The sequence below is a fragment of the Leifsonia sp. YAF41 genome (assembly GCF_052113185.1).
In the GTDB taxonomy this organism is placed as follows: domain Bacteria; phylum Actinomycetota; class Actinomycetes; order Actinomycetales; family Microbacteriaceae; genus Cryobacterium.
Window position 1 is genome coordinate 208378 of sequence record NZ_JBFRCS010000007.1, and the last position, 12877, is coordinate 221254.

Sequence of the window (12877 nt, forward strand, 5' to 3'; positions counted from 1 at the left end):
CCCCAACCTTTTCAATCGGTGAAGACTGCTTCACAACTTCAGATGTGGATGACACGCCAGTGCACCAGAATGAAGGCATGAATTCTGCGGCGCTCAGTCCTGACGAAGCGACGCCCTTTCGAATCATTTTCGTCTGTACCGGCAACATCTGCCGCTCCCCAATGGCCGAGGTGATGCTGCGGGACTTGGCGACGCGGTCGGGGCTTGGCCGGCTGATCGCCACAAGTTCAGCCGGCACCGAGGATTGGCACGTGGGGGAGCAAGCCGACAAACGCACAATCTCGGCGTTGGCCAAACGCGGCTACGACGGCAGCCATCATCGCGCCCGCCAATTCGATGCGTCGTGGTTCGCCGATCTCGACCTCGTCGTGGTGCTCGACCACGCGCAGGAGCGCGTGATGCGCAACTGGGCGCCGACCGAATACGACCGCACCAAGGTGCGTCTGCTGCTCAGTTTCGACAAAGATCAGGCGGGCCTGCGTGATGTGCCCGACCCGTACTATTCCGACGATGCGTTGTTTGACGCGGTATTAGGCATGATTGAGAGAGCAAACCACGCGCTCTTCACACAGCTCGCACCCGCAATCAGACAGGGAGTCCGATGAGTCCACTACCCCCACAGGTCCTCAGCCCACTCGATGGCCGCTACCGCGCCGCCGTCACCGACCTGGGCGAGTACCTCTCCGAGGCGGGTCTCAACCGGGCTCGCGTGCAGGTTGAGGTCGAATGGCTGATCGTGCTCACCGACCGCGGCCTGTTCGGCTCCGCGGCGCTGACGGATGCCCAGAAGGCCGCGCTGCGCCAGCTGGTCACTGATTTCGGCCAGGCCGAGATCGACGAACTCGCCGAGCTCGAGGCCACCACCCGCCACGACGTCAAGGCCGTCGAATACCTCGTGCGCCGCCGCCTCAGCACGCTCGGTCTCGACCACATCGCCGAGCTGACCCACTTCGCCGCCACGAGCGAAGACATCAACAACCTGTCGTACGCCCTCACCGTCAGCGCCGCCGTGCGCGAGGTCTGGCTGCCCAAGCTTCAGCTTGTGATCGACAAGCTCCGCGCCCGCGCCCTGGAGTTCCGGGCGGATGCGATGCTCGCACGCACGCACGGTCAACCCGCGACGCCGACGACCCTGGGCAAAGAGCTCGCGGTCTTCGTCTACCGCCTGGAGCGCATCCAGAAGCAGATCGAAGGCAACGACTACCTCGGCAAGTTCAGTGGAGCGACCGGTACCTTCGCCGCTCACGTGGCCGCCGAGCCGTCGGCCGACTGGCCCACGATCTCGCGTGAATTTGTCGAAAGCCTGGGTCTGGACTGGAACCCGCTCACCACCCAGATCGAGTCTCACGACTGGCAGGCCGAGCTCTACACCCGGGTCTCACACGCCAACCGCGTGCTGCACAACCTGGCCACCGACATCTGGACCTACATCTCGATGGGCTACTTCCGTCAGATCCCGCAGGCCGGCGCCACCGGTTCCTCAACGATGCCGCACAAGATCAACCCGATCCGGTTCGAGAACGCCGAAGCCAACCTCGAGCTGTCGTCCGCCATCCTCGACTCGCTCGCGGCGACCCTGGTCACCTCACGCCTGCAGCGCGACCTGACCGACTCGACCACCCAGCGCAACATCGGCGTCGGATTCGGGCACTCCCTGCTCGCACTCGACAACATCCTGCGCGGACTCGGCGAGATCGACATCGACCGCACCCTGCTCGCGGCGGATCTCGACTCCAACTGGGAGATTCTCGGCGAGGCGATCCAGACGGTGATTCGCGCTGAGGTCACCGCCGGGCGCTCGAGCATCGAAGACCCCTACGCCCTGCTCAAGGAGCTCACCCGCGGCAAGCGCATCGGTCAGGCAGACCTGGTCGCGTTCGTCTCAGCCCTGGAGATCGGCGTCGAGGCGAAGGCCCGTCTGCTCACGCTCACTCCGGCCGGCTACGTCGGCCTGGCCGACTCGCTGGTCGATCGCCTGAACTAATAGTTCAACGGCAACAGGCCCGGCCACCGAATCGGTGCCGGGCCTGTTGTATGGCCGGGGCCAATCTCGTTGATCGAGGAGCGCCCGACGCCGTCGGCCGCGTCTCGAGATCGCGCGAGCCGATCTCTGACCGCGGGTCGGCTTAGTGCCCGTGGTCCTGCTCGTCGAGGTCGTTCCGCTCAGCCTCGTCGGGCTTCACATTGAGCGCGAACATGGCGATGACAACGAGCACGACGATGAAGGTGATGCCGAGCGCGATCACCGAGAGCATGATCTCGCGCGTGGTCAGCAAGATGGTGAGCCCCACGAACAGCGCCATCACACCGGACAGGCCGACGAGTTCGACGGGCTTCAACCGGTCTGACCGGCTGGGCTTCTGGGGAGTGTTTGAGGTCACGAGATGTCCGAATCTTTGGCTACTGATGTGGCTGCTGCGGGGGTCGACGCCCATTTCAGGGAGAGCCCGCCGATCACAAGGTAAACGCCGAGAACCACGAAATAGGCCCCCAGCAGGCCGACCGACACGACGGCATGCGGCGGAAGAATGAGAAAGACCAGCGCGAGGATCGCGGTCAACGCGCCCATCGACATCCAGTCTCTGGCGGATGCCGACTTGCCGCGAGCCCGGGTGCCGCTGTACAGCTCGAGGAATCCGGTCACTGCGCCCCAGACGCTGACCAAGTAGAGGAAGAACCCGAGGCCGCCGCTGTGGAAGGCCAGGGCGAGTGCACCGAGCACCACGCCGGCAATGCCCTGCACGAGAAACAGGGTGCGCGCCCGGGCATCGCCCAGGGTGAGCCAGCTCCCGACCGCGACGAGAATCCCGCTCAGCACGGCAAAGGCGCCGAAAGCGACAAGACCCAGTTCGGGCGAGTGGTCGGCGTTGAACGTGATCACTGCGGCGGGGATCAGCGCGAGAACTGCGCGGCCGATCGGAACAGTCCAGTATCGTCGTTCAGCAGCGGTTGCAGCCGGGGCGTTCACCACGCGGGGACCTCTTTCACTGGCGGGTTCTATCCCCATTAGTCTACGCGCGCGTCAGGACCCCGGTGCCCCGCGTACGGCCCGGCCCAGCGCGCCGTCCTCTGACGACTCAGAGCGCTTTGACCGCGCTCAGTACGTGGGTCAGCGAGTCCTTCGCATCGCCGAAGAGCAGCGACGTTTTCGGGTCATAGAGCAACTCGTTTTCGATTCCAGCGAATCCGGGGCGCATCGACCGCTTGAGAAAAATGACCTGGCTCGCATCGCCCACCTCGAGGATCGGCATTCCGAAGATGGGGGAGCCGGGGGAGGACTTGGCCGCCGGGTTGACGACGTCGTTGGCGCCGACGACGAGGGCGACATCCGTGTTCTTGAATTCCGGATTGACCTCGGCCATCTCCTTGAGCGATTCGTAGGGAACGTTCGCCTCGGCCAGCAGCACGTTCATGTGACCCGGCATCCGGCCGGCGACCGGGTGGATGGCGAAAACCACTTGGGTGCCGCGGGCTTCGAGGGCCGTGGCCAGCTCGGCGACCGCGTGCTGACCCTGGGCGACCGCGAGGCCATAGCCCGGCACGATCACCACGCGCTGCGCGTAGCCGAGCAGCACCGCGACGTCGTCTGGCCCCATCGACCGCACCGGTCGCTCGCTCTGCACCGTCGACCCCGCCGTCGAGCCGCCGCGGAACGCGCCGAACATGATTCCGCTGACCCCGCGGCCCATGGCGGATGCCATCGCCCGGGTCAGGATGGTTCCACTGGCGCCGACGAGGGTGCCCGCCACCACGAGCAGCACATTGCCCAGCACGACTCCCGACGCGGCGACCGCGAGGCCGGTGAAGGCGTTGAGCAGGGAGATCACGATGGGCACGTCGGCCCCACCGACCGGCAGCACGAGCATCAGCCCGGCCACCAGCCCCAGCGCGAGAAGCACTGAAGCCCAGCCGATCGACCCGGTGGCGATCACGAATCCGCCAGCGGTGAGCGCGGCGACGACCACCAGGATGCTGACCCAGCGCATCCCGGGGAACACGAGAGGCCGGGTGCTGATCAGCTCCTGCAGCTTGGCCACCGTCACCGCGGAGCCGCCGAAGGAAACGGCTCCGACGAGCATCGTGAACACGATCGCGAGGCGCACCCAGGGGTCGGCGTTGTGACCGAGTTCCAAAACCGCGACGAGCGCGGCCGCCCCGCCGCCGACCCCGTTGAACAGGGCGACCAGCTGCGGCATCTGGGTCATCTGCACGCGGCGGGCGATCGGCGCAGCGATCGCGGACCCCACGGCAATTGCGAGAAGGATGTAGGGAATGTTGTCGAGTTTCGCCGAGAGGAACACGGTCACGACGGCGAGCAGCGCGCCGCCGGCACCGATCAGATTGCCGCGGCGAGCCGATTTCGGTGAGCTGAGGCCCTTGAGGGCGAGGATGAAGCAGACCGCAGACACCAGATAGAGCAGTGCGGTCCATTCGGGGGAGAGGAGACTCACTTGGTGGTCTCCTTCGCTGTGGCGGCCGCGCTGCCCCGGCCACGGAACATCTGCAGCATCCGGTCGGTCACGACGAACCCTCCGACGAGGTTGGCGGTGGCGAGCACCACGGCCAGCAAGCCGATGCCCAGCACCCACGGGTCTTCGGCTTGGCCGGCGACGATGATCGCGCCGATCAGGATGATGCCGTGAATCGCGTTGGCGCCCGACATCAGCGGGGTGTGCAGGATGCTCGTCACCTTCGAGACGACTTCGAAGCCGACGAAGACCGACAACACGACGACGGTGAGAAGGGTGATCGGGTCCATCAGCGGTCTCCTTCCGCGGAATCTGCTCGTTCAGTGTGCTCCCGCAGCAGGGCGGCGGTCGGCTCATGGCGCACCTCGCCGCCGCGGGTCACGCAGGCTCCCGCGATCACTTCGTCGTCGAAGTCGGGAGCGACCTGCCCCTCGGACGTCATCAGCGCCAGCAGGTTCGCGACGTTCTTCGCGTAGAGACGCGAGGCGTCGCTCGGCATCGTGGACGCCGCATCCGCCAAACCGACGAGGGTCACGTGGCCGTCGCCGGCCGCGGTCGGCACCAGCACATCCTGCCCAGCCACAACGCCTTCGACGTTGCCGCCCGATTCCGCGGCCAGGTCGATCACCACCGAGCCGGCGCGCATCCCCGAGACCATCTCGCTGGTCACGAGCAGCGGGGCGGCGCGTCCGGGGATGGCGGCCGTGGTGATCAGCACATCGGATGTTGCCACATGCGGGGCCAGCAGCTCGCGTTGGCGCACCGCCCGGTCTTCGCTGAGGGCGCGGGCGTAGCCGCCGGTGCCCTCGGCTGCGGCGGCGTCGAGGTCGAGGTCAATGAAGGTTCCGCCGAGCGAGCGCACTTCGTCGGCGGAGGCGGGGCGCACGTCGTTGGCGAAGACGCGGGCGCCGAGGCGCTTCGCCGTACCGATCGCTTGCAAGCCGGCGACACCGGCGCCGAGCACGAGCACTCGCGCAGGCGGGATCGTGCCGGCGGCGGTCATGTAGAGAGGGAAGAAGCGGGGATAGCGGGAGGCTGCCTCGATCACCGTGCGGTAGCCGGCGACCAGGGCTTGTGAACTGAGCGCATCCATCGACTGGGCGCGGGAAATACGCGGAACCAGCTCAAGTGCAAAGGAGGTGACCTGGGCTTTCGCCAGCGCGGCGATGGTGGGCAGCTCGGTGGCGGGGGAGCCGAGGCCGATGCTGATCGAGCCAGCGGCCAGCGAGCCGGCCTGTTCCGGGGTGAGCGGGCGCACATGGAGGAACACGTCGAGGGCGCCCGGCTGCAGCTCGGCCACAACGCGTGCACCGGCATCCGCATAAGCGGCATCGGCGATACCCGACTCGGTGCCGGCCCCTGCTTCGATCTCGACCTCGAGGCCGAGGGCCACAAGTTGGGCCACCGTCTCGGCGGTGGCCGCGACGCGGCGTTCGCCTGCGCGTCTCTCTCGTGCAATGCCGACCTTCATACGCACCTCCCGCTCTGCACGGCGCCGGTGGCGCCTCGCAGAACCGCAAGGCCGGCGCGGCGTCGCGCACTGGTGTTCGTAGCGTAGCGGTCTCGCGCCGAAAACCGGGGGAGGATCACGCCGATCCGTGCCTTAGTTCGAGGCCGGAGCCCCCGTGAAACCGTCGGAGTCGGTGAAGGAGCCGGTGTCACCGTGACCACGAGCCGGTGTGCGCAGGTGCCGGTGGGCGGCCCCCGAGAGAGCTTCCGGCTACGCGCCAGCCACCATGTCGGCGAAGCGCGAGTAGTGGCCATGGAATGCCACAGTTACCGTGCGAGTCGGGCCGTTACGGTGCTTGGCGACGATGAGGTCGGCCTCGCCGGCACGCGGGTTGTCTTTCTCGTAGGCACTCTCGCGGTGCAGCAGGATGACCATGTCGGCGTCCTGCTCGAGCGAACCTGATTCACGAAGGTCGGAAATCGCGGGCATCTTGTCGGCACGCTGTTCCGGTCCACGGTTCAGCTGCGACAGGGCGATGACCGGCACCTGCAGTTCCTTCGCCAAAAGTTTCAGCGCACGCGAGAACTCGCTGACTTCCTGCTGGCGCGATTCGACGCGCTTGCCAGAGGTCATCAACTGCAAGTAGTCGATCACGACGAGCTCAAGGCCGACGCGCTGCTTGAGGCGTCGGCACTTCGCGCGGATCTCGACCAGGGTCATGTTCGGGCTGTCGTCGATGTAGAACGGGGCGTCGTTGATGCGGCCGCGGGTCTGGGCGATCGTCGTCCAGTCGCGCGCCTCGACGGTTCCCTTGCGCATGCTCTGCAGCGGCACTGACGCCTCGGCGGCGAGCAGACGCATGGCGATCTCGCTGCGACCCATTTCGAGCGAGAAGAAGACGCTGGGCTTGTCGCTCTTGATGGATGCGGCGCGACAGAAGTCGAGGGCCAGGGTCGACTTTCCGAGGGCGGGCCGGGCGGCGACGATGATGAGCTGACCGGGGTGGAACCCGTTGGTGAGCTCGTCGAGTTCGGCGAATCCGGTCGGGACACCCGACATTCCACCGTCTTTGAGCTTCGCGGCCTCGATCTCATCGATGGCAACGCCCACGGCTTCGGACAGTGGAACGTAGTCTTCGGTCTCACTGTTCGCGGTCACCGAATAGATCTCGGCCTGCGCGGTATTGACGATGTCGAGCACTTCGCCTTCACCGGCGTATGCCATCTGCACAACGCGCGTGCCTGCTTCGACGAGGCGGCGCAGCAGGGCACGTTCGGCGACGATCGAGGAGTAGAAGCCGGCATTGGCGGCCGTCGGCACCAGGCTGGTCAAGGTGTGCAGGTACTCGGCGCCGCCGGCACGCGAGAGCTCGCCGATCTTGGTGAGCTCGTCGGTGACCGCGATGACGTCGGTCGGTTCACCGTGCGAGTAAAGCGAGAGGATCGCGTCGAAGATGATCTCGTGCTTGGGAATGTAGAAATCGGTTCCGCGCACGGTCTCGACGACGTCGGCGACGGCATCCTTGCTGAGCATCATGCCGCCGAGAGCGCTCTGCTCGGCGAGCAAGTCGTGCGGGGGAACGCGCTCGTGCCGCGTCTCGGTCGCGCGTCGGTCGCTTGCCTGCTCGGATAAACCTAGGTGAGCGAGTGACACGTCGCGCCTCAACTTTCTCTTGTGTTTCTTGTCTAGCCGCACCCACTGACAGATACGGTCTGACGCGCGCGCACGCCTCGAATACCGGCGCATGCCCACCCTAAGGACGACTCTCCACCGCTCCAAACACCCTTGTGGATAACTCTGTGGAGAATCTGGGCGAAACGCCGCCTTGCATGTGCACTACCTGTGTACTGGCATGTGGATAACTTAATTTCTTTTGACGGAAATCTGTATCTGACCAGGTATTTAAACTATCCACACCTGTGTGGAGAAAGCTGCTTCAAGTACACCTTGAAGGTTGCCGATAATCGGCCACCCCTGTGCACAAAGCGGTGGACAAAGCTGTGGAAAAGTGGCGAATTTGCGCCCTTAACGGGGTGTAGCGGCGAACCCCGTGAGGGATCCGCCGCTACAGAAAAGCTCTGCCTTACTTGGCAGCGACCACCAGAAGGGTGATCGTGGCGCTGAGCTCGTCGCGCAGACGGACAGTCGCCGTGTGCTCGCCGGTCAGCTTGATCGGGCTGAGCTCGATCTTGCGCTTGTCGATGGCGCCCAGGCCGGCAGCGGCTACAGCGTCAGCAACGTCGGAGGTCTTGACGGAGCCGAAGAGGCGTCCGCCGGTGCCGGTCTTGACGACCAGCTTGACCTTGTTGGCTTCGAGGGCAGCCTTGAGAGCCTGCGCCTCTTCGAGAGTGGCGTGTTCGCGAGCCGCGCGAGCGGCCTTGATCTGTTCGATCTGCTTTTCGCCACCACGGGTCCACGTCACAGCAAAGCCCTGGGGAACCAGGTAGTTGCGGGCGTAGCCGTTCTTGACGTCAACGACGTCGCCAGGTGCACCGAGGCCGGAGACCTCGTGCGTCAGAATGAGTTTCGACATGTGAGGGCTCCTTACCGGCCTGAGCCGGCGTAGGGCAGCAAGGCCATTTCGCGGGCATTCTTGACGGCACGCGCGATGAGGCGCTGCTCCTGGACGGAGACGCCGGTGATGCGGCGGGCGCGGATCTTTCCACGCTCTGAGATGAACTTGCGGAGGGTCGCGACATCCTTGTAGTCGATAACACCAACGCGAATGGACTTCGCGGGGGCGGCGTTCTTGCCGCCCTTGGCTCCGCGGAGTGGCTTGCGGCGGTCGCCGCTGCTCTTTCCAGCCATGATTTCCTTTGCTTTCTTAAGTGTGCGTTTCAGGCAGTAGCCGTGAGGCTCGGCCTAGAAGGGGGTCTCGTCGCTGAAGTTGCCCGGGCTGTTCCAGACGTCTCCGCCCGAAGCGACAGGCGCTGCGGCCGGAGCACTGGGTGCCCAAGGTTCTTCGTTTCCGCCGCCGGCGGGTGCGCCGCCGCGGCCGGATGACTGCGCGCGCGTGAGCGAAGCGGTGGCGTAGCGCAGGCTGGGGCCAATCTCATCGATCTCGAGCTCCATGCTGGTGCGCTTCTCACCTTCCTTCGTCTCATACGAACGCTGCTTGAGACGCCCGGTAGCGATGACACGGGAACCCTTGGTCAATGAACCTGCGACGTGTTCGGCGAATTCACGCCAAACGCTTGCGCGCAGGAACAATGCGTCGCCATCTTTCCACTCGTTAGCTGCGCGATCGAAATTGCGCGGAGTGGATGCGATGGTGAAGTTGGCAACCGCCAGCCCGTTCTGCGTGTAACGCAGCTCCGGATCGCTGGTGAGGTTGCCCACCACGGTGATTACGGTCTCGCCGGCCATGAGCTACTTGTCGCTTGCCTTGTCGGCGGCAACTTCAGCAACGGCCTCGGCCGGTGCTTCGGCTGCAGCAGCAGCAGGCTTCGCAGCAGCGGCAACCTTGGCGGCCGGTGCGGCAACCTTGGCGTCGGGCTTAGCGTCGGTCTTGACCGGAGCAGCCTTCGGGTTGGCAGCCTTGCGGGCGGCCTTCTCGTCAGCAAGCTTCTTGGCCTCGACTACCTGTGCGATGCCTTCTTCTGCGCGGAGAACCTTGGTGCGCATGACGGCTTCGGAAAGGCTCAGCTGGCGGTCAAGTTCGACCGTCGCTTCAGAGCTAGCGGTGAAGTCAACGACGGCGTAGATGCCCTCGGTCTTCTTGTTGATCTCGTATGCGAGACGGCGGCGACCCCAAACGTCAACCTTGTCAATGGTTCCACCGGCGTTGCGAACAACGTTCAGGAACTTGTCAAGGCTGGGAGCTACGGTGCGCTCATCGATCTCGGGATCGAGGATAACCATCAACTCGTACTGATGCATGACTAACCCACCTCCTTCGGACTAAAACGGCTGCAGACTTTCTGCAACAGGAGGGTTGTGCATGTGTTGAACGTGGAGGCCGGGAATCCGGCACACAGACAACCTGCCAAGCGTACCCGATCTGAGCCTGGGAAACCACCGTTTGGCGCAGGCGCTGTCCGCGCGCCCCTTCTGTCGAGTTTGACACCCCCGGTCGAGGCGCCCTGTTGTGCCAGGGAAAGTCGACCGCAAGTGTCAAACTCGGCGGGGATGCCGACGGGGGAGTAGAGGAAGCGGGCAGAGGAGTGGATGCTCATCGCTCCGGCTTCAGCCCGGCCTCGATCAATAGGGCACGCAATTCCGCGGGGCGGGAGGCTTCTCCCCACAACCAGCGCACCATCGCTCGCCCCGGAGCACACAACCTGTCTTGCCTGACCTTTTCGTCCCAGACGACCTCCTCTATGGTGCGGCCATTCATGTATCGGCCCCGGGTGTACTTCATCTTCCCGTCGAACTCACCGAGCAGAGGGAGGCTTCGCACGTGGTGTCTCTTGTCCCAGGTGAAGTCGACGATGTCTTTGCCTCCGTCTACGCGCGCGTAAACGACCTGCAACCGCGGCGCGGGCATCCCGCTGAGAAAGATATGGGCACGGCTCACCGATTCACCCGCCGAGCCAGAGGCGCCGTCGGCAAAGTCGGCCGCAATCTTCGCGGGGCGGCATCCGCGCCGCGAGCCAAGCCGCCGAATCGCATCGCTCAGCTCCTCCGTCGAGATATCGGAATCGGGCATCCCGTTGTCCGACGTGAACTTCTGGCACAGCCCGGAGTCGAGGCTCGCCACGGCCGATGCAAAAGAGGTTGTGCGGGCCAGGTCGACCATGGTGCGCAAGCGACTCGTCACGAGCATCCCGTCAATCTCGACGACGTCACCCTCGCTCAGCACCTCATGGTGCCAGCGGATGCCGTTCTTCGATTCCCGGGTTCGCCCGCCCAGCGCAGTCAAGTGCACGTCGCTGGGCCACCGACCGAAGATCGGAAGACCCCAAATTCTGGCCGCCGAAAGATGCGACACCACTGCATAGGATTTTCGGGTGAGCACCGCGGCGGTGATGCGCATGAGATAGCGGGCGTCGTCATCCGCGGTGTTCCACACTTCGGCAGAAACGTAAACTCCGCGCAGCAACCGGGCCTGGTGGCCGGCCACCAGCCCTCGACGCAGCGCACGCGCATCGTTGCCCACGAGCTTGAGGTCGCGGGCGAGCACGAGGGTGGGGCCTATCGACTGAAGGTTGTTCATCACCCGATACTGCGGCAGCCGCTCTGACCCACACCGGCTCACGACGACCGGCGTGCATAACTTCCGCACCACCATCCTGTGAGGGACGTCGGGAGGGAGGGAGGGACCAGAGGAAGGAGGACCCCTCGCCGAGTTTGACCGTTGCGGTCGAGACACCCTGTTGCGCCGGGGGAAGTCGACCGCACGTGTCAAACTCGGCGAGATGGGCCCGGGAAATCAACTCCACCATCGACGACATTGCCCAGCACCGACGGGCCGTAACCTGGTCAGACGGTGTCGCGCGCGAGGCGACGCGCGCGGCGACTCGCTAGACCTCGCGCTCAGCCCACCACGCCTGCAATCGGCGGGTCGCCTCTTCGTCACCGAGTGGGCCGTCGTCGAGGCGCTGCTCGAGCAGGTAGCGGTAGGCCTCGCCCACCGCGCGCCCTGGCCGGATGTTGAGAATGCGCATGATGGCCTCGCCGTCGAGATCCGGCCGCACCGCGGCCATCTCCTCCTGCTCGGCGAGTACCGAGATGCGATGCTCGAGGTCGTCGTAGGCGAAGCCCAAGCGATCGGCCTTGCGGCGGTTACGCGTCGTCACATCGGCGCGCGTCAGAATGTGTAACCGCTCAAGCTGGTCACCGGCATCCCGCACATAGCGACGCACGGCGGAATCCGTCCAGGCTCCCTCGGTATAGCCGAAGAACCGCAGGTGCAATTCGATCAGCAGGGCCACCGCATTGATGGTGTCGTTGTCGAAACGCAGCGCGCGCAGACGCTTCTTCGCCAGCTTCGAACCGACGACGTCGTGGTGGTAGAAACTCACGACTCCGCCCGGCTCCAGCCGTCGGGTCGCCGGCTTTCCGATGTCGTGGAACAGCGCGGCTAAGCGCACGATCAGGTCGGGGCTGTCGAGATTTCCTCGCGCCACTTCATATTCGATGGCCTGGTCGAGCACGGTGAGTGTGTGCTGGTAGACGTCTTTGTGGTGGTGGTGCTCGTCGATTTCGAGGCGGAGCGCCGGCAGCTCGGGCAGCACGACCCCGGCCAAGCCGGAGTCGACGAGCAACTCGAGACCCGCCCGAGGCGTCGGCGAACGCAGCAGCTTTGTCAGCTCCTCGCAGACACGCTCCGCCGAGATGTTCTGGATGCGATCCGACATCTCCTCGAGGGCGGCAGCGGTGTCGATGTCCAGCGTGAAACCGAGCACGGAGGAGAACCGCACGGCCCGCATCATCCGCAGCGGGTCGTCACCGAACGAGATCTCCGGAGCGGCCGGGGTGCGCAACCTTTTCGCCAGAAGGTCGTCGATTCCACCCGCCGGGTCGACGAGGGCCAGCTGGGGGAGGCGCAGGGCCATGGCGTTGACCGTGAAGTCGCGGCGCATCAGATCGTCGTCGAGGCTCGAGCCGAAGACCACATCGGGCTTGCGGGTCGCGCCGTCATAGCTGTCGGCGCGGTACGTGGTGATTTCAACGGTTTCGCCAGCGATCTTCGCGCCGATCGTTCCGAAGGCTCGACCGATGTCCCAGTGCCCCTCGGCGATGGGCTTGACGATCGCCAGGATCTGGTCGGGGGTCGCGTCGGTGGTGAAATCGAGATCGTTGATCTCACGCCCGAGGAAGGCGTCGCGAACCGGTCCTCCCACGAGAGCGAGCTCGTGACCGGCTTTCGCAAATGCGTTCGCCAGTCGGGACACCGTGGGGGAGGCAGCCAGGTCGCCCAGTCGCGCGAGGGCTGCCGCGACGCTCTGCATGACCCCAATAGTAGTTGCTGCTGCAGACTCCGACTCCCCAGCGCAGGTTTCTCCCGGCCTCAACG

The 12877-nt window shown here is 65.2% G+C and carries 13 protein-coding genes and 1 pseudogene; 2 read left to right on the forward strand and 12 right to left on the reverse strand.

Annotation, left to right across the window (positions count from 1 at the left end):
• Nucleotides 1–77 precede the first annotated feature (77 nt).
• Both AB4Y63_RS08785 and purB read left to right on the forward strand, forming a co-directional pair.
• The gene (locus AB4Y63_RS08785) at nucleotides 78–605 is read left to right on the forward strand and encodes a low molecular weight protein-tyrosine-phosphatase (protein ID WP_441790674.1); all 528 of its coding nucleotides are present in this window, start codon (nucleotides 78–80) and stop codon (nucleotides 603–605) included.
• Nucleotides 602–1984 (forward strand): adenylosuccinate lyase, encoded by a 1383-nt coding sequence (gene purB, locus AB4Y63_RS08790; RefSeq protein WP_441790675.1) that lies wholly within the window; start codon nucleotides 602–604, stop codon nucleotides 1982–1984. The genes AB4Y63_RS08785 and purB overlap by 4 nt, the downstream gene beginning before the upstream one ends.
• Before the next feature lie 142 nt (nucleotides 1985–2126).
• Here the strand turns inward: purB and AB4Y63_RS08795 are convergent, their stop codons facing one another.
• The 12 genes and pseudogenes from AB4Y63_RS08795 to AB4Y63_RS08850 all read right to left on the reverse strand — a co-directional run bounded on the left by AB4Y63_RS08795 (nucleotide 2127) and on the right by AB4Y63_RS08850 (nucleotide 12812).
• Nucleotides 2127–2381: a hypothetical protein gene (locus AB4Y63_RS08795; RefSeq protein ID WP_441790676.1), complete on the reverse strand. Its 255-nt coding sequence runs from the start codon at nucleotides 2379–2381 to the stop codon at nucleotides 2127–2129.
• Nucleotides 2378–2971, reverse strand: coding sequence for an HdeD family acid-resistance protein (locus AB4Y63_RS08800; RefSeq protein WP_441790677.1), 594 nt, complete (start codon nucleotides 2969–2971; stop codon nucleotides 2378–2380). Before AB4Y63_RS08800 ends, AB4Y63_RS08795 begins: the two co-directional genes overlap by 4 nt.
• 106 nt (nucleotides 2972–3077) lie before the next feature.
• Nucleotides 3078–4451 (reverse strand): NAD(P)(+) transhydrogenase (Re/Si-specific) subunit beta, encoded by a 1374-nt coding sequence (locus AB4Y63_RS08805; RefSeq protein ID WP_441790678.1) that lies wholly within the window; start codon nucleotides 4449–4451, stop codon nucleotides 3078–3080.
• Entirely contained in the window at nucleotides 4448–4759 is a 312-nt protein-coding gene (locus AB4Y63_RS08810) for an NAD(P) transhydrogenase subunit alpha (RefSeq protein ID WP_441790679.1), read from the reverse strand. The genes AB4Y63_RS08805 and AB4Y63_RS08810 overlap by 4 nt, the downstream gene beginning before the upstream one ends.
• Nucleotides 4759–5940, reverse strand: coding sequence for a Re/Si-specific NAD(P)(+) transhydrogenase subunit alpha (locus tag AB4Y63_RS08815; RefSeq protein WP_441790680.1), 1182 nt, complete (start codon nucleotides 5938–5940; stop codon nucleotides 4759–4761). The genes AB4Y63_RS08810 and AB4Y63_RS08815 overlap by 1 nt, the downstream gene beginning before the upstream one ends.
• Nucleotides 5941–6189: 249 nt before the next feature.
• Nucleotides 6190–7572, reverse strand: coding sequence for a replicative DNA helicase (gene dnaB / locus AB4Y63_RS08820; protein WP_345066033.1), 1383 nt, complete (start codon nucleotides 7570–7572; stop codon nucleotides 6190–6192).
• Between the two features lie 430 nt (nucleotides 7573–8002).
• On the reverse strand, nucleotides 8003–8452 hold the full coding sequence (gene rplI / locus AB4Y63_RS08825; protein WP_441790681.1) for a 50S ribosomal protein L9: 450 nt from the start codon (nucleotides 8450–8452) through the stop codon (nucleotides 8003–8005).
• An 11-nt stretch (nucleotides 8453–8463) separates the two neighbouring features.
• Nucleotides 8464–8727: a 30S ribosomal protein S18 gene (rpsR, locus tag AB4Y63_RS08830; protein WP_012039648.1), complete on the reverse strand. Its 264-nt coding sequence runs from the start codon at nucleotides 8725–8727 to the stop codon at nucleotides 8464–8466.
• Between the two features lie 54 nt (nucleotides 8728–8781).
• The gene (locus AB4Y63_RS08835) at nucleotides 8782–9285 is read right to left on the reverse strand and encodes a single-stranded DNA-binding protein (protein ID WP_441790682.1); all 504 of its coding nucleotides are present in this window, start codon (nucleotides 9283–9285) and stop codon (nucleotides 8782–8784) included.
• Nucleotides 9286–9435: 150 nt separating this feature from the next.
• Nucleotides 9436–9798 (reverse strand): annotated as a pseudogene (rpsF, locus tag AB4Y63_RS08840) (30S ribosomal protein S6); the annotation flags it as partial.
• Nucleotides 9799–10090: 292 nt separating this feature from the next.
• The gene (locus tag AB4Y63_RS08845; protein WP_441790683.1) at nucleotides 10091–11074 is read right to left on the reverse strand and encodes a type IV toxin-antitoxin system AbiEi family antitoxin domain-containing protein; all 984 of its coding nucleotides are present in this window, start codon (nucleotides 11072–11074) and stop codon (nucleotides 10091–10093) included.
• Between the two features lie 307 nt (nucleotides 11075–11381).
• Nucleotides 11382–12812, reverse strand: a complete 1431-nt coding sequence (locus AB4Y63_RS08850; RefSeq protein WP_441790684.1) for a CCA tRNA nucleotidyltransferase — start codon at nucleotides 12810–12812, stop codon at nucleotides 11382–11384.
• Nucleotides 12813–12877 lie beyond the last annotated feature (65 nt).